Consider the following 19,122-nt stretch of genomic DNA (forward strand, 5'->3'; position numbering starts at 1 on the left):
TTTTTTATACTTACCAGTCTTTTTTTTTCAACAGTTACCCCTGGCCAGTTACCAACATATTGGTTGGAACCAGTGAGGCCGTTAAAAAGTGTTGGCTTACCACTATTGGGGTTGCCGGCAAGTGCAATAGTAATAGCCATCTTAGTCATCCTTCTTTTCTATTTCTTCAATTGCAATTAATTCAGCATCTGCTTTTCTAATGCTAAGTTCATAATGTCTAATATTAATTTGCACAGGGTCGCCAAGTGGCGCCACCTTCCTTATGTAAATTTCTGAATTTTTTGTAATTCCCATGTCCATTATCCTTCTTTTCAAAGGACCTGAACCATTGATTTTTTTTAACGATGTAGTATTTTCCTACAACTGCATCTCTTAAAGTTTGCAAGTCTTAAATTTCCTCTGCTAATATTTTTCTCTCTATATCTTTTCCGATTGCAACTCTGGAATCTTTAACATATACAATTAAATTACCATCGTTCTCATTAACAACTTTTATAACTGCATCTTTGACAAAACCAAGATTCGCCAGGTGGGACTCAGTTACATTACTATCTCCTAAAGACTTAATCCTTAAAATCTTATATAACATTTAAGGGTGCCATTACTAAGCTAAGCATCTAACCACTCGTTTCTAGTTTTAATTTTATTAAAATAAATTAATATTTGAATTTGATTATCACTTTCTTAATTATTATAACATAGGAAATCGAAAATTTAAATCAATTCTTCCAGTTTTTTTTTAAAAGAGCATATTTTTAAGATTAAGAATATTTTTAATTTGTCTTTCTTATGTTGCCTTGTATATTATAATTTTTTTATTGGCCTATATAATAGAAGAACTTTAATAAAGAAGGCTCGTTTATTTTTTGTTAGATAGTCATTTTTAGTAATTTTATAAGTAAAACTTATTCTCAAAATAATTTATTTAATAGTTTATAAACTTTCATACAAATTTCTAAAATATAAAAAACTAGTCATAATATAATAGCTTTGTGACTAGTTTTTTATTCTCATATTTAACTGTTTTAATATTTATTATACTTGTGTTTCATTAAATTATTTTTAACAACTTATATTCCACCTTAGAATATTTAGTTTCTATGTGTATTAAATCATTCTTATGAGCTTGTGCAACTTTTAATGCTATTGGTGAATCTGCTGTAATCTTGTCATCAAATATATCTCCATCCTCTTTCTTTACAACAGTATATCTTATTACTTCTCCTGTTTTCGTATCTTCTAACTCAAAAGAAAGTCCTATCCTTAATTTTTGTATTTTTTTACGTTTTTCGTTTTTAGATTTTATTTGATTTATTTCCTTTTAATTTATTTAATAATTTTAGATTAATAATTCTATTGATCCAATTATAAAAATTAAACTGGGATTCATTACAAACCCCAGTTTCATAATTAGCGTGTTCTTTAATATAATTTTGCTCCTGCTGGTATGTTTTTATTTAGCATTATAAGATTTAACATCTCTTCTCCATCATACTCGCAGATTGCTGATAGAAGCATACCTTCTGATTCTATGCCCATCATCTTTCTTGGTGGTAGGTTTGTGATAGCTAGTAGAGTCTTGCCAACTAAAGATTCTGCGCTATAGTATTCTTTTATTCCTGAAAGAATTGTTCTATCTTTACCAGATCCATCGTCTAATGTAAATTTCAATAGTTTTTTAGATTTTGGCACTTCTTCGCAAGCCTTAACTTTTACAACTCTGAAATCTGATTTTGAAAATGTATCAAAGTCTACACAGTCTTCGAATAATGGTTCAACCTTAACCTTTGATAGATCGATTTTTATATTTTCTGTCTCTGGTTCTAAGATTTCTTGTCCTTCTGCATCTTTACTTGCTCCCAATGGCTTCATGGTAGGGAAGAAGATTATATCCCTTATGGTTGGTTGGTCTAGAAGTATCATGATCATTCTATCAACTCCTATTCCAAGTCCTCCTGTTGGTGGAAGTCCAACTTCTATTGCGTTTAGGAAGTCTGTATCCATTGGATGAGCTTCGTCATCTCCCATTTCCTTTTCGCGAAGTTGTTCTTCGAATCTTTCCCTTTGGTCTATTGGATCATTTAATTCTGAAAATGCATTTGCAAGTTCCCATGTGTTCATAAATGCTTCGAATCTTTGGGTAAGTCTTGGATCTTCTGGGTCGCGCTTAGCTAGTGGTGAAACTTCTACTGGATGTTTGGTTACAAATGTTGGTTGAACTAAGTGTGATTCACAGAATTCTTCAAACATTTCTGAAATTACATGACCTCTTGTCCATTTTGGATCTACTTCAAGTCCCTTTGCCTTAGCAATTTCTCTTGCTTCTTCATCTGTATTTATTTCGTTGAAATCTACTCCCGCATACTCATTTATAGCATCGATCATGGTTATTCTTCTCCAAGGAGCCTTTAATTCTATTTCTTTTCCTTGGTAGTTGATCTTAGTAGTTCCAAGTACCTTTTTTGCTACGTATTCGAAGATACCTTCTGTGATTCTCATCATCTCTTCGTAGTCAACATATGCTTGATATAGTTCTATATTTGTAAATTCAGGGTTGTGTCTTGGACTTATCCCTTCATTTCTAAACATCTTTCCAAGTTCGTAAACTTTGTCAAAACCACCAACTATTAGTCTCTTTAAATAGAGTTCGTTTGCGATTCTCATTTGCATATCCATGTCTAGTGTATTGTGATGAGTTAAGAATGGTTTTGCATTTGCTCCACCTGCAACAGATCCTAGAATAGGAGTTTCAACTTCTAAGAATCCTCTTTCATCTAGGTATTCCTTGATTGCTTTTATAATCTTAGATCTCTTTATGAATACATCTTTAACTTCTGGATTTACAATTAAATCCACGTACCTCATTCTGTATCTAAGTTCAATGTCTTTTAATCCGTGGAATTTTTCTGGTAGGATTTGTAGAGATTTAGATAGTAGAGAAGCTTCAGTTGCGCGAACTGTAATTTCTCCAGCTTCTGTCTTAAAAACTTTTCCCTTTACTCCTACTATATCTCCGATATCTATGTCTTTTATTACATCGTAGCCTTCATTCATTACATCTTTTCTTAAAAATATTTGAATGGTTCCTCTTGAGTCTTGTAAGTCAAGAAAGGCAATCTTTCCATGACGTCTTTTGCTCATGATTCTTCCAGCTACCACTACTTCTTTTTCTTCGAAATCAGAAAAATTATCTTTTATATCTTTTGAATAACTATCAACGGGATAACTTTCTATTAAAAAAGGATCTTCTCCTCTTTCTCTAAGTTCTTTAAGTTTATTTCTCTTCAAAAGAAGCATTTCATTTAAATCTTTTTCTTGTGACAAAGTATCCTCCTTATAATGAAATATTCATTATTTCCAAAGTTATAGTTCCCTTTGGAACTTCTATATCTACTACGTCCCCAATTTTTTTGCCGATAAGACCAGATCCTACTGGTGATTCGTTTGAAATCTTGCCTTCAAGTGGACTTGATTCTGCTGAACCAACGATTGTATAAGTGCTTTCTTTATCTGAGTTTATATCTTTTACTGAAACTGTTGATCCGATATTTACGATTTCTGTGTTTAAATCATCGCTTTCTATGACAACGGCATTTCTAACCATGTTTTCAAGTTTTACGATTCTTTCTTCAACTTGAGCTTGTTCGTTCTTAGCTTCGTCGTATTCAGAGTTTTCAGATAAGTCTCCATAACCAAGTGCAATCTTGATTCTTTCAGCAACTTCTTTTCTTCTGACGGTCTTTAAAAATTCTATTTCATTTTCAATTTTTTCTAACCCTTCTGGGGTAAAAAATATATCCTTTTCCATCGTTTCACTTCCATTTCTCATAAAAAATAGGCATTCCGCCTGACGTCAAATTATTATATTAAAAAAAACTCAATAAGTCAAGTTATTTACTAAATTCTAGCCATTTTTCGAACTAAAAATAACTATTCAAAGTGATCTTTTATCATTTTTAATATATCTTCGTATTCATTTAGTGTATTTAGCTTCTGTCTTAATTCTTTTGCTCCATAGATTCCATTTGAGTATCCGACAAATTGTTTTCTCATTTCGTTTATTGCGACCTTTTTTGGATACGCTTCCAGCATCATCTTTAGATGTGTAAGAAAAGTCTCTAATTTTTCTTTCTCTGTCGGTGGAGTATATTCTTCTTTATTTATTTTACTCTTTATTTCTTTAAATATAAATGGATTTCCAATTGCACCTCTGCCTATTGCTACACCACTTACTTTTGAGTCTTTTGTCCTCTCCAAGAAACTATCGTAGTCTGTTATGTCTCCATTTCCTATTACAGGAATATTTAAACTTGTTGCTACCTCTTCTATAAAATCCCAATCCGCAAGTCCACTATAATATTCTTCTTTTGTCCTTCCATGGACTATTACCATGCTTGCCCCTTCCTCTTCAGCAACTTTTGCAACTTTTAATCCTTGATTGCCACCATTTATTCCTCTCCGTATTTTGATACTTATAGGAATATCTGTTGAAGATTTAAGAGCGTATATTAGTCTTTTACATTTTTCCGGATCATTTAGTAAGTAGGAACCAGAAAAGTTCTTTACAATTTTTGGTGCTGGGCAACCCATGTTGATATTTATATACTTAAACCTACTTGGTATTTCTTTAGCAACTATTCCAAATATATCCTCTTCATATCCGAATAGCTGGAGATGAACATCTCTTTCTTTGTCAGAAGTCTTCATAAGTTCCAAGGTCTTCTTATCTTTGTAATAGAGAGCTTTGGCACTTACCATTTCTGTTATAGTTGAGTCGCAACCAAAGTCCATACACATGGATCTATAAACAAAATCTGTGTACCCCGCCATCGGGGCTAGCATTAATTCCATATTATCTCCTCTCAACTAATTATATTTACTTTCTTACAAAATTTCAAATTCTTTGTAGATTGTTTAAGATTTTAAACATTTCTGTTATAATTAACATATGCTCGGAGGTTTAAATGAAAAGAAATAATAAAAAGAAAAAAACTCATAGAATTTCTTCTTTTTTTAAAGTTATATTCCTACTTATTCTAATAGCAATTATAACTCTCGGCTCGATTGCAGGTTGCTACCTCGTATCTGTACTTAAAAAAGCACCTCCTATCGATCCAAAAAATTATAGAGAGAAGCTATTTGAAACTTCAAGAATATACGATAGCAATGGAGATCTTCTCCAAAGGCTTGTAAAAGATGAATATGCGGAATTCGTAAGTATTGATAATATTCCAAAAGATTTAATAAATGCTGTAGTCTCTGTTGAAGACGAAAGATTCTTCCAACATAGTGCAGTGGATTTCAAAAGACTCGCTGGTGCTCTCTACTACGACCTTATGAGTGGTAGATTTGATCAAGGTGGTTCAACCATAACCATGCAACTTGCGAAGAACCTATACACTAGTCGTGTCCAAAAGATTGAAAGAAAGCTTATGGACATATACTATGCTTATCAAATCGAAGATGAACTTTCTAAGGAAGAAATCTTGGAAGCATACCTTAACTGTGCTGGTTTTTCAAAAGGTACTGTAGGAGTTCAAGCTGCGTCTAAGATGTTCTTTGGTAAAAATGTAAAAGATTTAACCCTTGCTGAGTGTGCACTTATTGCAGGAGTTACAAACTTGCCTGAATATTACACTCCTTACAACAGAGTTAATATAACAGATGAAGATGATCTATCTTCAATACAGTTTGAGCTAGTGCCTACAGACACATCTCAAAACGAAAATATCGATAAGATAATTGAATATTCTAGAAAACTTCTAGATCTTGGTAGAATAGATAAATTTGACCTTCATCTTATAGAATCCAATCAGTTGGTACCGATGAAGGCACAGTTTAATGAAAGATCCCTTGAAAGACAACATAAGATACTTAAAAATATGCTTAAACAAGGAAAGATCGACCAAGCTCAATTCGATGAAGCTATGAATCAACCTATAGTTTTAAATATTTCCAACAGATCACAATCAGGTATCTCATCTTACTTTGTAGATACAGCTTTGAAAGAAACTAAGGAAATACTTATTAACTCAGGGTTTTCAAAAGAAGATGCAGAAAGTGAACTATATCGTGGTGGACTAAATATCTACACTTCTATGAACACCAAGATTCAACAATCACTTGAAGAAACTGTACAAAACACCAAATATTATCCTGGTAACACAGTGGATGTAAATGGTGATCCACAACCTCAAGTAGGTTCAGTTATTATAGATAACAAGACACACAAAGTAGTTGCACTTGTAGGTGGTCGTGGACTTGGCGGAGGTTCTCTAGCAAATAGAGCAACCATACCTAGACAGCCCGGTTCAGCAATTAAACCTATCGGTCCATATCTAACTGCATTTAATCATGGAGCAACCGCAGGGGATGTATATTTAGATTCAAATCTAAAATATGTAAACCTTCCATATATTCAATACAAACCTTCTAATGTTGGAAGTTATATTGGTTGGACTACTATCAGAAAACTTTTGGTACGAAGCTCTAACGTAGGAGCATATCTCGTATCTAGAGATATAAATACAGATTTCAAAGATAGAAAGAATAGATACTCAACTTATTCGCAAAATGTAAATAACGAAGCAAACTTAAATAGTATTATAGATACTCTTGAAGAATTAGGAGTAACTTCAGTAGATAAGGAAAATGACTTAAACTACGCTGCCCTTTCCCTAGGTGGAATGACTAGAGGTATTAGCCCTCTTGAAATGGCAGGAGCATTTACAGTATTTCCTAGCGAAGGTCAATTTGAAAAACCTACATTTGTAGATAAAATTGTAACCAGCACCGGAGATGTTATCTTCGAAAGAAAAGATAATTTAGTAGAAGTTGCTGATAAGAGAGATGCCTATATATTAACGGATATTTTGAAAGAAGTAGTCACTTCAGGAACCGGTAGAAACGCGAGAGTCAAAGGACAAATAACTGCCGGCAAAACTGGAACTACAAACGATAAGAGAGAAGCTTGGTTCGTAGGATTTACTCCTTACTACACTGCTTCTGTCCTACTTGCTAAGGACAATCATGAATCATTAGGATTTAGTTCCGATAGAGCAGCCACATTATTTAAAGCTATCATGGATCCAATCCATGAAGATTTAGAAAAGATTGACTATGACAAACCTGATGGCATTTACAGAAAATATGTAAATGGCAGGTATGAAATGTTCAAAGATGGCACCACTCCTAGAAACGTAGACAAATTGTATTGGGGCGATGAAGACGACGATGACGATGACAACAACAAAAAGTCCGACAAAAAGAAAGATTCTAAGAAAGATTCTAAAAAAGACAACGAAAATTCCAATGACAGCAAGAGTAGGAAGAAAAAAAGAAAATCTATAATAAACGACAACGAGAATAGTAACAATAGATAAAAAATCAAATATAAAACCAGAGTAATTGATATTTTACTCTGGTTTTTTTATACTTATATTTATTTATACTGCAAAAATTAACTCATCTAATTAAAGATAAAAGATACTTCCAGTCCCGGATACTTATTTTTTATAATGAAATTCCCATCGTGCAGTTCAGCGATCTGTTTTGAAATAAAAATACCCAAGCCATGTTTAGTAATATTGGTAAGATCCTCATTATTTATTTTATCTAAAATATTTTCAGGTATTCCTTCGCCTTCATCTAATATTTTTATATTTAAACTATCTTTATCATCTGAAATTATAACCTTTATCTCCCCATCTGTATAAATCAGTGAGTTTTTTAAAATATTTTCAAGCATCCTATAAAATAAATTAGGATCCATCTTTATCTTTATATTTTGATCCTTCAAATTATTATCAAATATTATTTTTCTCTCTCTATTTTCATTTAATTTATCCACTATAAGCTTTCGAATTACTTTTAGTGGACTTTCCATGGTAAAACTTTCTTTTTCTATATTAGAGAGTGACATTGTAAGATTTAACCCTTCTAAAATATTTGAAATTTTCAAGACCTGCTCTTGCATATTCTTGGTATCAATAGATTCTTTATTCTCTTTACTAAGTTCCCATGAAATATTTGCAAGCGGTGTTCTTACATCATGACTTACACCTCTAATCCACTTGCCTTGAGATACTTTTAAACTATTGTATTTTTCATTTGCCCTATTTATGCTAGTAGCTAGATCTTTTAATTCTCCATATTCATCTAACTTTTCATAGTCATCTTCATATAGACTATCTAGTGCTCTTTGAAATGGTAGTGTATTCTTAAATATTTCTTTAATGTCTTTTCTATAAAATATATATACTAAAAATAAAAATAAAATTATAAATAATCCTACTAACTCTATATTAATAATAAAATTATTGTAGTTGTAATAGTTAAAAGGGAGTTTATCCAAAGAATTTTTCGGATATGCAAATAGTATGAGACCATCTCCCACAACATAAGTAAATACAGGATAGTCAGCTAAATAAAATCTAGTAAATCTTGCAACATCTGTAATTTCAAATTTATCTTTTACCTCTTTTGGCTTATTTAAACTTTCTATAACAGTTCCATCCTTACTAAGTCTTATAGCCCAAATACCCTTTTCTTTTAAAAATTCTCTGTTCTTTTCATTTAGGTATTCATTAGTTTTATTACTTTCTACATAAGAAAAAACTGAATTAGGATTTGGATATTTATTATTTAACCTGTAATTTAAGTAGAGAAAAGTCATGAGTAAAAATATTAGAAAAAATAATAAAGCGAGTATTCTTATGACAATTTTTTTAAATCTTTTTAAAATATAATTAAACATTCTTAATCCTCTTTAACAAGCTTGTATCCAAGACCCTTTATAGTTATCAAGATTTTAGGATCCCTAGGATTATCCTCGAGCTTTTCTCTTAATCTATATATGTGAGTTATCAGTGTGTTCTCATAGCCATAGGAATCTTGCCAAATATTTTCTAAAATTCTGTCAATAGAGACTATCATATTTATATTTTCAGATAGATATTCTAGGATTTTATATTGTGTGGCAGTAAGAGGAATTTCTTTGCCATTCTTTTCAAGTATTCCCTTCGATTTATCGAAGATTACATTCCCAAGATTTAGCTTTTCAGAAGTTTTAATTTTTTTACTTCTTCTTAAAACCGCATCAATTCTCCAAAGGAGTTCATCTGGAAAAAATGGTTTTACCAAGTAGTCATCTGCCTTATTCTCAAACCCTTCTCTCCTATCGTCTATCCCATCTAGGGCGGATAGAATTATAACAGCTACATTAGAATTCTGCCTAACTTCCTTCAACAAGTCAAAACCACTTCCATCAGGGAGCATTAAGTCCAAAACTATTAAATCAATATTAAAATTTTTTAGTTTGAATCTAGCCTCTTTTAAATTTTTTGCAGTATAGACATATTTAAAACCCTTATTCTTTAAAAAATTGTACAAATTTTCTAATAAGCTTTTTTCATCATCAACTATTAATATAGAAAAATTTTCCCTAAAATCCATTTGTGCCACCTCATTAACCTTATTATACACCAGTCTTTTCATTTATTTGTCTTTGTGATGTAAAAGTGATCTTGTTTAAACTTTATATTTATCTAGGGATGGTACTATCATCTCAGGAGGAATGATTATGGAAAAATTACTAGAAATAAAAAATTTAAAAAAATCGTATAACGGCAAAAGAGTCTTGGACATTGACTCTTTAGAAATCGAAGAAAGCTCTATCTATGGTCTTATAGGTAAAAATGGAGCTGGCAAATCCACTCTTATGAAGATTGTACTCGGTCTTGTAAAAAAAGATGATGGGATGATCAAAGTCTTTGGACAGGAATTAAATTCAAAAAATCAAAAGGAGTTCAATAGAAATCTCGGTGCTCTAATTGAAAATCCTTCCTTTTATGATCACCTTACAGGATATGAAAATCTGGAAATAATATGTAAGTTAAAAGGAATTAAAAAAGATGAAATTAAAAAAACTTTGGACCTTGTAGGTCTTAATAATGTAGGTAAAAAGAAATCTCGTGAATATTCATTGGGTATGAAGCAAAGACTTGGAATAGCCATGGCGTTAATTGGAAGTCCAAAACTTTTAATTTTAGATGAACCTATAAATGGACTTGATCCCCAAGGAATCGAAGAAATGAGAAATCTGTTTAGAAATATCGTAAGAAACTCTTCTACAAGTATCTTGATCTCTTCTCATATCCTTGATGAAATAGAAAAGATATCTACTCACATAGGCATACTTAAAGAAGGTAACTTAACCTACAATGGAAGCTTAGAAGATTATAGAAGGCTTCATCCACCATTTATTTCACTGCGCACATCTGATAACGAAAAAGCCTTAGAACTCTTAAAGCTAGATGTAGCTAGATTAAATGGAAAAAAGATAATTCTTGGTAAGAAATCTAATCAAGATATTGCAAATATAGTGAACTTTTTAAATGGCAAGGTAGATATATATAGGATAGAGGAAGAAAAAGAAAGTCTAGAAAAGCTATTTATTGAAGAAAGCAGGTCTTAATATGAAAAGCTTAGAAAGGAAAAAATATAAAAGACTTGGAATAAATTTTTTGATAATAATAGTCTTTATTGCTCAAATGATAATGGTAACAGGTGTCACCCATTCAAAATCATTTGCAGAAGGAAAGTTTCCTCTTGCTTATATTTTGGACACATATTTATTCATATCACTACTTTTAAATCCAATATTAATATCTTCCCTTGTGAAAAAAGTAATCGAAATTGAAGAAAAAAACAAGATGTGGCAGATGCAAATAATCCTCGGAGAAAAAATTAATTCTATTTTGCTAAATAAATTTAAAAATTTATCTTTTAAATTAGTTTTTCTACAAATAATAGAATCTGCCGTATTTATTCTATTAGCGATGAAGTCAGCAAATTTTGATTTTAACGGTGAAATGATTTTAAGATTTGCAGTGGTAAATCTAACGGCTCTAATAATAAATCTATTCTTTTTGGGATTATTTATGATAATAGAAATGAAGACTACAAAGGTCTACTCACTATCATTTATCTCAATAATAGGAGGACTTACCGGAATAATTACCATGCTCACATCTAATATTCTCTCTTATGTAAATCCATTTGCTTTTATGGCAAGTTTATTAAATATTTCATATGTAAAAGAGGGAGATAAATTTATCCAAGTATTAAATCCGATTAATTACTATACATTGATCATTGCGATAATTCTTTTAATACTCACTACTATCTATTTAAAAACAATGAAATCTTATAACCTATACAAAGACTAGGAGGAAAAATGTTAAGATTAGAATTAAAAAAAATAAAATTTATAAATATTCTACTAGTAAGCCTTATAATACCACTACTAGCCAATGCTTTTGGGCTTATAAACTATATTGGAAATAAAGAAACTTTAACTAATGAGTGGCAAAGTCTGTGGACTCAGGTAAGTCTATTTTACTTTTCCTTTTTCTATATACCATTAATCGCAATAGTAATTGCTAGTCTTTGGTCATCAGAACACAGGGCTGGGCTTAAGTTTATTAGACTTAGTCCCAAGAAAAATATGTCATTTGTACTAGCTAAATTAATTTTAGCTTTTATAATAGTTAGCTTCTGTCAAATGTATTTTTTAGCTTTATTTTACGCAGGCGGAAAATTTATTGGACATTTTTCAAGCATAGACTTTAGTATCTATTTTTACTATATCGCTCTTAGCATATTATTGTCACTTCCTATTATAGGAATTTTTGGAGCCCTCGCTATAAGGATTAAGTCCTTTGGAATAATAGTACTTCTATCTAGTATGTTTACCATACTCGGGTTTGCCACTGCTTATAAATCTCTAAAAGTAATAGGATTAAGCTTCTTGGCAATTGAATCTAACAATTTAAGGTATATAAACACACATGACTTAGGACTCTTAGCTTTCTTTGCAATTGGAGAATTAATAATGTTTCTATATCTTTCTAACAAATTTTTAAAGTATGAAAATAAGTAAATCTATGGGGATTTAGAGATAGTAATTCTAAAATCCCCTATTTTTATCTTTTTCATAAAAGTAATATTAAAAAAAGCCCCATTGGGGCTTTACGTTTATACTTCAAAATCTATTGAATCCTTTATTGATTCTGTCATGGATGTGAATAGTGCTGCATATAATGGTATTGATACTATTTGTTTTATAAATGCTTTAGTCGCATAGTAGTAAAATGTATTCTTACCAAATAGTAGTGCTTGAAAATATGGAGCCATTATTACTGATGTGAGCATCTGTCCAATAAATATTCCGAGTAATACCTGGTAGAATTTATAGTTTGGATACTTAACTTTAAAAGTTTTACTACCATGATTGGAATAAGTCCAGTTAGTGCACTTGTAAGTGTAAACACCACATTGTATCCTCCGCTGGATGGTCTGATTATAAAACCTAGAACGTCTGATACTGCCCCAACTATAAGTCCATTTACAGGACCTAGTACAAGTCCAGAATAGATAATTGGAAATCCTCCAAAGGATACACTTCCAAACCTCATGGTGTTAATCACAACGGATAGTGCAATAAACACTGCCATGTAGGTTATCCTTCTTGTTGAACTTTGTTTTCTTGCGACCTTAATCTTTGGACTTAGTACGTATACCAAGATTCCAACGATTGCCACCACTATTACTCCATACTTTATTAAATTTTCATGGTATGTTTCGATAAGTGGTTTCAAAGCTTCTAATTTTTCTGGCTTCATCTTTGGAATCATCGGCATCTTTACTTGAAGAGCCATTCCTATTGCGATGCTTGCCATAGAAGCTATTAGGGAGTACTTCTTGTCAAGTAGTCTTGATGCGAATAATACTATGATTACTGCTGCTACTAGACCTAGGTACACCTTTGGTGCTCCGATTGTTATGGTAGTGACACTCATTGTAAGTACTACTGCCAAACAATATAAAAATATACTTGCTATAGTCTTCATTTAAACCTCCTATAATTTCGGTCTAAAGAAAGTGAACGCGCTTAAGAATCAAACAATTTTGCCAAATGGTCAACGTCCCATACCATTTGGAACTTCAAAAGCTACCCTTTAGACGTAAGACTAGATTAATTATACACTTAAAAAAATATTTTTCATAGCATGAAAATTTAATATTGCTTTTATTTTACAACTTACCATATAAAATCCCTTAAATAGTCCCATTTATAGTTTAAAGGTTTATTATATGATATGATGGTTCTATATGTATAAAGTTTAAAGGAGTTGTGAAATGTTTAAACACAAAACTAAGGGATTTGCAAAAATATTTTCTCTTATCTTAATTTTTATTCTTTCAATCTCCCAATTTACTTGGGCTGAAAGCTACAAGGACATTGAGTCCCACTGGTCGAAACCGTATGTAACACAAGGTATTGAAGAAGGCTGGATAAAAGGCTACGAAGATCAAACCATAAGGCCAAACGAAAAGATTACCCGCTCTGAATTTATAAGTATCCTAAGTAGAATTTTAAATTTAGAAAGATTTAATCTTAAAGTTTCTTCCCAATATGATGATTTGGATACCCAAAGTTGGTCTAAGAAAAGCATCGAATCAGCTGAAGCTGTAAATATGCTTAGACACACATTTACAGGACCAAATCTATATCCTAATAAGGAGATCAGTCGAGAAGAAGCTGCCAATCTTTTGGGATATTCAATTCTACTAAATACTTTTGAAAAGAATGGAAATGCTTTAAATGAAGAGAATTTAAATACTGTCCTCGATCTCTTTGAATCACAAATAGAACTCAAAGACAGTTCCGACATTTTAAAATATAGTGACAGAGATTCAATAGACAAAAGATTCATCTTTTCAATCTATGATTTAAGCGAGAGAAAAATAATTTCTGGTAATAGGGAAAATCAATTCAATCCTAAAGGATCTCTAAGTCGTGGCGAAGCTATGACTATGCTTGTTCGTGCTTTTATAGGTGTGCCTAAAGAACCTTCTTTAGATGAAGCGCAGGTTGTAAATGTAGACGGCAAATTCTATCTTGAAGACAAGACCAACGGACTTCGATTCTCTCCTAGTAAGTTTAAAGACGGAATAGTTAAACTAAAAGACAAGACGTACCTTCTAAATGCTGATGGCTCACTTGGTCAAGGATTTATAGAAAAGAATAATAAGACCTACTATGTTGACGGTGAAAATGGTCTAGCAATTGGTTGGAAAAAGATTGATGGGGCTCTCTACTACTTCTCACCTTATGATTATCGTATGTACAAGGATGGAATGTTCTCCACCGGTAAAGGTGTATACTGGTTTGGAAAAGACGGAAAACTAACGACCGGGAACAGACCTGGTGGAATAAAAGGCAGGCTTGTTTATTGGGCTGGTCCTAGTGAAAAAGAACTTACAAATGAATGGTTAACTGGAGAAGATAAAGAACTTCGTTTCCGAGGACAAGAAATTGCTAACTTCTCAGCATCCTACGAAGGTCTTCCATTTAAATGGTACGGCTTTGACCTTACCAACGGACAAGGTGTATATTGCGTTGGTAACGCCTACTCCGCTCACAAAGCATTTGGAATTAAAATTCCTGGAGCTGAGGATGCAAATATTAAACTGCACAAAGGATATGAGCTCACCCGTGTTCAATATGTAGATGCAGAAAAATTCAGTGGCATTCGCTACCCTGCAGATTTTTCAAAGGCTTGGCCTGGAGATTTAATCTTCAACTACAGTCCTAATTTCTATCTTGGATATAACCACGTGGGAATCTTCATGGGACACAACAATAATCGTCCAATTTATGTCCATGCAACCCTTGCAGATGGATTATTCGTAGGTGACTGTCGCGAAATGAATTGGAATATAGGTAGAAAATTCAACGATTGCTTTATTCGTTATAATACAGAAGCAAATTTTAAAAAATGAGAAAACAAAAACGGCTAGAAGTTCTAGTCGTTTTTTGATATTTACATATTGTCCTTTACTGCAACGGCAACCATCTTCGCCTTTGCTCTTACTTCACCTTCGGCTTCTAACACCATGTCTACTATTACTTTTCTGTCGCCTATTTCTTCTGCCGTTGCTGTTACTTTTACTTCACTATTCATAGGAGTCGGTTTTTTGAAATCAACTTCAAGCCTTGCAGTTATAAATCTTCCTATTACTGTATCTTCTGTAAGTTCAAGACCTTTATCTCTGTGTTTAAACCATGCGGCAGAAGCGGTTCCATGACAGTCAAAAATCATGGCAATCATTCCTCCAAAGAGATTTGCAGGCACTCCTCCGGTGAAATGTTCATCTGGAATAACTTTGCATGTAACAGACTCTCCGTCTTCACTTGGATAAGATTTTAGATGCATACCAGCATCGTTCTTAGGTCCACATCCCCAGCAGTATTGAAATCTTTCCCCGTAGGTATCTTGAATTGCTATTTGTTTTTTCATAATCTTCCCCCTAAAATTTAGTAATTGTATTAGAAACTTCAAAGTATCCAAATTTATAAATATTAAATACGAGAAAATAAATGATGTAAATATACTTTAATAAACAAATTAATAATCATTCCGTAATTTATATTTTATATACTTGTTATCAAATCTCTCTGTACTTAAACTCTATTTATAAATTCATTATACTATATTTTAAAGAAAACAAAATTTCTTTTGTCTAATAAAAAATAACTTACAACAAAAAAATCCCCGAAGGGATTTATTTTTTATTTATACTTCTTTGATTTATATCTTGCTTGACTGTTTAAAATTCTCTTTCTAACTCTAAATGTAGAAGGAGTTACTTCTATAAGTTCATCGTCTTCGATAAATTCTAACGCTTCTTCAAGACTCATTTCGTGAACTGGACTTAGCTTTATAGCATCATCAGAACCTGATGCACGAACGTTGGATTGTTTCTTTGCACGGGTAACTGATACTTCTAGTTCCACTCCCTTAGGACTTTCTCCTACTATTTGACCTTCGTAAACTTCCATACCCGGAGTTACGAATAGAGTTCCTCTATCTTGAGCATTTGCAAGACCGTAAGATGTTGCAACTCCTGTGTCGAATGAAACTATTGATGCAAATGCACGTCTAGGTATTTCTCCTTTGAATGGTTCGTAGGAGTCAAAACTTGAATTTAAGATTCCTTCACCTTTTGTATCGGTTAGAAATTCTGATCTATATCCTATTAATCCTCTTGCAGGGATTTTAAAGATAAGTCTTTGGTAGCCGCCTTTTGGTTCTTCCATTACAGAAAGCTCGCCTTTTCTTCTACCGAGTTTTTCTATTACTGACCCTACATAGTCTTGTGAAACATCCACTGTAACAATTTCCATCGGTTCATATTTCTTGCCATCTATTTCTTTAAATAGAACTTGTGGCTTAGAAACTTGGAACTCAAATCCTTCACGTCTCATATTCTCTATTAAAACTGAAAGGTGTAGCTCTCCTCTACCGCTTACTTTAAATGAATCTGTTGAGTCTGTTTCTTCAACTCTTAGTGATACGTCTGTTTGTAATTCTTTAAAGAGTCTTGCTCTTATCTGTCTACTTGTAAGGAATTTTCCTTCTTTACCTGCAAATGGACTGTCGTTTACAGAGAAGTTCATTGAGATTGTAGGTTCTGAAATCTTTACAAAATCAAGTGGTTCTGGCGCATCAGTAGAAGCTATGGTATCTCCAATATTTATATCTTCAATACCTGTAATCGCAACTATTGAACCTGAATGAGCCTCTTCAACTTCAACCCTATCAAGTCCTTCAAATTCATATACATTTGAAATCTTAACCTTGATATGTCTATTTTCATCATTTGCATTTACAAGGATTGCTGTTTCATTTTCTTTTAAGATTCCTCTTTCAATCCTACCAATACCAATTCTTCCTACATAGTCAGAATAGTCAATGGTTGACACTAGCATTTGGAATGGTTCATCATCCCTATTTTCAGGTGGTTCGATATAGTCGATGATGGTATTAAATAGTGGATCCATATTGTTTCCTAAATCTTCTGGATCAAGGGATGCAAATCCTTGCTTAGCTGAAGCAAATATAAATGGACTTTCAAGCACATCTTCATCTGCACCAAGTTCAATAAATAAATCTAGAACTTCATCCACCACTTCTTTTGGTCTCGCTTCAGGTCTATCTACCTTATTAATACATACGATAACAGGAAGATTAAGTTCAAATGATTTCTTAAGCACAAACTTAGTTTGTGGCATAGGACCTTCAAAAGCATCTACAAGAAGTACAACTCCTTGCACCATCTTTAAAACACGTTCAACCTCACCGCCGAAGTCAGCATGACCAGGGGTGTCAATAATATTTATTTTTACACCATTATGCATAACTGCAGTATTTTTTGAGAGGATGGTGATTCCTCTTTCTCTTTCGATATCATTTGAGTCCATGACACGGTCTTTTACTTCTTGATTTTTTCTAAAAATACCTGATTGTCTTAGTAGAGAGTCTACTAGAGTGGTCTTGCCGTGATCGACATGGGCAATGATAGCTATATTTCTAACATCTAATCTTTTCATATTCACCTTTTCCTAACTTAACTATTTTACATTTAAAAATTAAATTTGTCCACATTTATAGTAAATAATCCAAATATTTTAGCAAATTTACACAAAAAACTACATTAAAAAAACTTCCAGTGGAAGTTTCTTATAATAACTTATAAATTTATTTGTTTAAGTACTTAATTGCGATGACCTCATTGCCATGGAGAATAAATCTATCAGTAAGTTCTTTAACCAATACTAGACCTCTTCCCGTCGTCTTTAAATCATCTGCATCATATTTACTAAAGTCAAAGATTACTCCTTTACCTTCATCTTTAACTCTAATTTCAACTTCATTATCTTTCAAAAATATACTAAGATGCACATTCTTTAAAAAATTGCTATTATTGCCATGAAGAATAGAATTTATCATCAGTTCATCAAGGATAAGCCTAATATCAAATAATGAGCTTTCACATTTTATGAAATTTTTAAGATCAAATAGGGTTTCTTCTACCAAAGGTTTAACCTCATTTAGATTTGATTTTATACTCCCCTCAAAACAATAAATCGTCTTCATAATATACCTCTTCTATATGTTGTATTAATACCCTTGTTTTCATAAGTTAAACACTAAAAGTCGATTGTAAATTTTATAAAAATTATAATAATTGTTTACAAAATGTATGCTATTGGGTATCATTAGATTATAAAGGACATATGAAAGGAGTAAACTTATGCAAAAATATGAATGTCAATTATGCGGATATATTTACGATCCAGAACTAGGAGACGAAGATTCAGGAATTGAACCTGGTACTGCTTTTGAAAACCTACCAGAAGATTGGGTTTGCCCACTATGTGGCGCTGAAAAAAGCGATTTCGAACCAGTTGAATAATTAAAAAAATAAGTGCAAGAATATCTTGCACTTATTTTAGTTTTTGATTAAATTTTTTCTTTATATTTTTAAAAATTAACAAAATCTCTAGTTCTTTCAAACTTAGGATTTTCAAAAATTTCTTCTGGAGAACCTTCTTCCAAGATCTTTCCACCATCCATGAATATTACTTTATCGGATACTTTCTTAGCAAAATCCATTTCGTGGGTCACTATAATCATAGTAAGACCTAAATCTCTTAAATTTCTAATCGCTGATAGGACTTCTCCTACCATTTCAGGATCTAGTGCAGATGTTGGCTCATCGAATAGTATAAGGTCTGGATCCATGGTAAGAGCCCTTGCAATTGCTACTCTCTGTTTCTGTCCACCAGAAAGTTGACTCGGTCTGGCTTCTAAAAAATCTCCCATCCCTACTAGTTCAAGATTATGAATCGCCTTTTTCTTTGCCGTATCTCTATCTATATTTAAAACCTTTATTGGTGCTTTGATGCAATTATCGAGCACATTCATATTGTTAAAAAGATTGAAGTTTTGAAACACCATAGCAACTTTGCCCTTGAAGTCAGAAGTTCTAAAATCACTATTTAAAATATTTTTTCCCTCATAGATTATCTCTCCGCCATCAGGTCTTTCTAATAGGTTTAAACATCTTAGAAGAGTTGATTTTCCAGATCCAGATGGTCCTATAATCGTAGTTACTTGCCCTTCATCAAGTTCAAAAGATATTCCCTTTAGGATTTCATTTTGACCGAATGATTTTTTTAAATTATTTACTTTTAATATATTCTTTTTCATA

General features: G+C 32.3%; 19 protein-coding genes and 2 pseudogenes. 6 read left to right on the forward strand and 15 right to left on the reverse strand.

Translation table 11 applies throughout. The features are described 5' to 3' along the window. Window positions 1-20 precede the first annotated feature (20 nt). From HMPREF1252_RS10040 to HMPREF1252_RS00255, 7 genes and pseudogenes are all read right to left on the reverse strand, one after another. Window positions 21-140: pseudogene (locus tag HMPREF1252_RS10040) on the reverse strand (FeoB small GTPase domain-containing protein); the annotation flags it as partial. A gap of 1 nt (window position 141) precedes the next feature. Next, window positions 142-385: pseudogene (locus HMPREF1252_RS00235) on the reverse strand (ferrous iron transport protein A). Between the two features lie 3 nt (window positions 386-388). Continuing rightward, the gene (locus HMPREF1252_RS00240) at window positions 389-589 is read right to left on the reverse strand and encodes a FeoA domain-containing protein (protein WP_023058880.1); all 201 of its coding nucleotides are present in this window, start codon (window positions 587-589) and stop codon (window positions 389-391) included. 462 nt (window positions 590-1,051) lie between these two features. After that, the gene (locus tag HMPREF1252_RS10045; RefSeq protein ID WP_081695886.1) at window positions 1,052-1,315 is read right to left on the reverse strand and encodes a GreA/GreB family elongation factor; all 264 of its coding nucleotides are present in this window, start codon (window positions 1,313-1,315) and stop codon (window positions 1,052-1,054) included. A 107-nt stretch (window positions 1,316-1,422) separates the two neighbouring features. Continuing rightward, window positions 1,423-3,297 carry a lysine--tRNA ligase gene (gene lysS / locus HMPREF1252_RS00245; protein WP_051338870.1) on the reverse strand — a complete coding sequence of 625 codons (1,875 nt, stop codon included), beginning with the start codon at window positions 3,295-3,297 and terminating at the stop codon, window positions 1,423-1,425. 37 nt (window positions 3,298-3,334) lie between these two features. Further along, on the reverse strand, window positions 3,335-3,808 hold the full coding sequence (greA, locus tag HMPREF1252_RS00250) for a transcription elongation factor GreA (protein WP_036746654.1): 474 nt from the start codon (window positions 3,806-3,808) through the stop codon (window positions 3,335-3,337). Window positions 3,809-3,930: 122 nt separating this feature from the next. After that, window positions 3,931-4,851: a tRNA-dihydrouridine synthase gene (locus tag HMPREF1252_RS00255; protein WP_023058845.1), complete on the reverse strand. Its 921-nt coding sequence runs from the start codon at window positions 4,849-4,851 to the stop codon at window positions 3,931-3,933. Window positions 4,852-4,964: 113 nt separating this feature from the next. Here HMPREF1252_RS00255 and HMPREF1252_RS00260 point away from each other — a divergent pair, with 113 nt between their 5' ends. Beyond that, window positions 4,965-7,382 carry a transglycosylase domain-containing protein gene (locus HMPREF1252_RS00260; protein WP_023058892.1) on the forward strand — a complete coding sequence of 806 codons (2,418 nt, stop codon included), beginning with the start codon at window positions 4,965-4,967 and terminating at the stop codon, window positions 7,380-7,382. An 86-nt stretch (window positions 7,383-7,468) separates the two neighbouring features. On the opposite strand, the gene HMPREF1252_RS00265 is transcribed toward HMPREF1252_RS00260, so the two are convergent. Together HMPREF1252_RS00265 and HMPREF1252_RS00270 are read right to left on the reverse strand one after the other, a co-directional pair. After that, window positions 7,469-8,755 (reverse strand): HAMP domain-containing sensor histidine kinase, encoded by a 1,287-nt coding sequence (locus tag HMPREF1252_RS00265; RefSeq protein WP_023058884.1) that lies wholly within the window; start codon window positions 8,753-8,755, stop codon window positions 7,469-7,471. A 2-nt stretch (window positions 8,756-8,757) separates the two neighbouring features. Next, on the reverse strand, window positions 8,758-9,453 hold the full coding sequence (locus HMPREF1252_RS00270; protein ID WP_023058886.1) for a response regulator transcription factor: 696 nt from the start codon (window positions 9,451-9,453) through the stop codon (window positions 8,758-8,760). A 127-nt stretch (window positions 9,454-9,580) separates the two neighbouring features. Here HMPREF1252_RS00270 and HMPREF1252_RS00275 point away from each other — a divergent pair, with 127 nt between their 5' ends. From HMPREF1252_RS00275 to HMPREF1252_RS00285, 3 genes are read left to right on the forward strand one after another with little or no spacing between them, the layout of a single operon-like run. Continuing rightward, window positions 9,581-10,474, forward strand: a complete 894-nt coding sequence (locus HMPREF1252_RS00275; protein WP_023058875.1) for an ABC transporter ATP-binding protein — start codon at window positions 9,581-9,583, stop codon at window positions 10,472-10,474. A gap of 1 nt (window position 10,475) precedes the next feature. After that, window positions 10,476-11,228 (forward strand): ABC-2 family transporter protein, encoded by a 753-nt coding sequence (locus HMPREF1252_RS00280; protein ID WP_023058869.1) that lies wholly within the window; start codon window positions 10,476-10,478, stop codon window positions 11,226-11,228. A gap of 8 nt (window positions 11,229-11,236) precedes the next feature. Then, a complete protein-coding gene (locus HMPREF1252_RS00285; protein WP_023058847.1) occupies window positions 11,237-11,941 on the forward strand; it encodes an ABC transporter permease in 705 nt (234 codons plus the stop codon). Window positions 11,942-12,036: 95 nt separating this feature from the next. Here the strand turns inward: HMPREF1252_RS00285 and HMPREF1252_RS09675 are convergent, their stop codons facing one another. Both HMPREF1252_RS09675 and HMPREF1252_RS09125 read right to left on the reverse strand, forming a co-directional pair. Continuing rightward, window positions 12,037-12,213, reverse strand: a complete 177-nt coding sequence (locus HMPREF1252_RS09675) for a hypothetical protein (protein ID WP_155804212.1) — start codon at window positions 12,211-12,213, stop codon at window positions 12,037-12,039. Continuing rightward, complete coding sequence (locus HMPREF1252_RS09125) at window positions 12,198-12,911, reverse strand: ECF transporter S component (protein WP_023058853.1); 714 nt, start codon at window positions 12,909-12,911, stop codon at window positions 12,198-12,200. Before HMPREF1252_RS09125 ends, HMPREF1252_RS09675 begins: the two co-directional genes overlap by 16 nt. A 289-nt stretch (window positions 12,912-13,200) precedes the next feature. Between HMPREF1252_RS09125 and HMPREF1252_RS00295 the strand changes: the two genes are divergently transcribed. Continuing rightward, a complete protein-coding gene (locus tag HMPREF1252_RS00295; protein WP_023058893.1) occupies window positions 13,201-14,847 on the forward strand; it encodes an S-layer homology domain-containing protein in 1,647 nt (548 codons plus the stop codon). A 41-nt stretch (window positions 14,848-14,888) separates the two neighbouring features. Here HMPREF1252_RS00295 and HMPREF1252_RS00300 read toward each other — a convergent pair whose 3' ends face one another. The 3 genes from HMPREF1252_RS00300 to HMPREF1252_RS00310 all read right to left on the reverse strand — a co-directional run bounded on the left by HMPREF1252_RS00300 (window position 14,889) and on the right by HMPREF1252_RS00310 (window position 18,005). Further along, complete coding sequence (locus tag HMPREF1252_RS00300) at window positions 14,889-15,365, reverse strand: hotdog domain-containing protein (RefSeq protein ID WP_023058879.1); 477 nt, start codon at window positions 15,363-15,365, stop codon at window positions 14,889-14,891. A gap of 272 nt (window positions 15,366-15,637) precedes the next feature. Beyond that, the gene (typA, locus tag HMPREF1252_RS00305; RefSeq protein ID WP_023058877.1) at window positions 15,638-17,458 is read right to left on the reverse strand and encodes a translational GTPase TypA; all 1,821 of its coding nucleotides are present in this window, start codon (window positions 17,456-17,458) and stop codon (window positions 15,638-15,640) included. Window positions 17,459-17,606: 148 nt separating this feature from the next. Then, the gene (locus HMPREF1252_RS00310) at window positions 17,607-18,005 is read right to left on the reverse strand and encodes an ATP-binding protein (protein WP_008902066.1); all 399 of its coding nucleotides are present in this window, start codon (window positions 18,003-18,005) and stop codon (window positions 17,607-17,609) included. A 157-nt stretch (window positions 18,006-18,162) separates the two neighbouring features. Here HMPREF1252_RS00310 and rd point away from each other — a divergent pair, with 157 nt between their 5' ends. Next, a complete protein-coding gene (rd, locus tag HMPREF1252_RS00315; RefSeq protein ID WP_008902065.1) occupies window positions 18,163-18,324 on the forward strand; it encodes a rubredoxin in 162 nt (53 codons plus the stop codon). A 68-nt stretch (window positions 18,325-18,392) separates the two neighbouring features. Here the strand turns inward: rd and HMPREF1252_RS00320 are convergent, their stop codons facing one another. Continuing rightward, window positions 18,393-19,121 carry an amino acid ABC transporter ATP-binding protein gene (locus HMPREF1252_RS00320; protein WP_023058841.1) on the reverse strand — a complete coding sequence of 243 codons (729 nt, stop codon included), beginning with the start codon at window positions 19,119-19,121 and terminating at the stop codon, window positions 18,393-18,395. Window position 19,122 lies beyond the last annotated feature (1 nt).

It is taken from the genome of Peptoniphilus sp. BV3AC2 (assembly GCF_000478945.1).
Taxonomy (GTDB): domain Bacteria; phylum Bacillota; class Clostridia; order Tissierellales; family Peptoniphilaceae; genus Peptoniphilus_B; species Peptoniphilus_B duerdenii.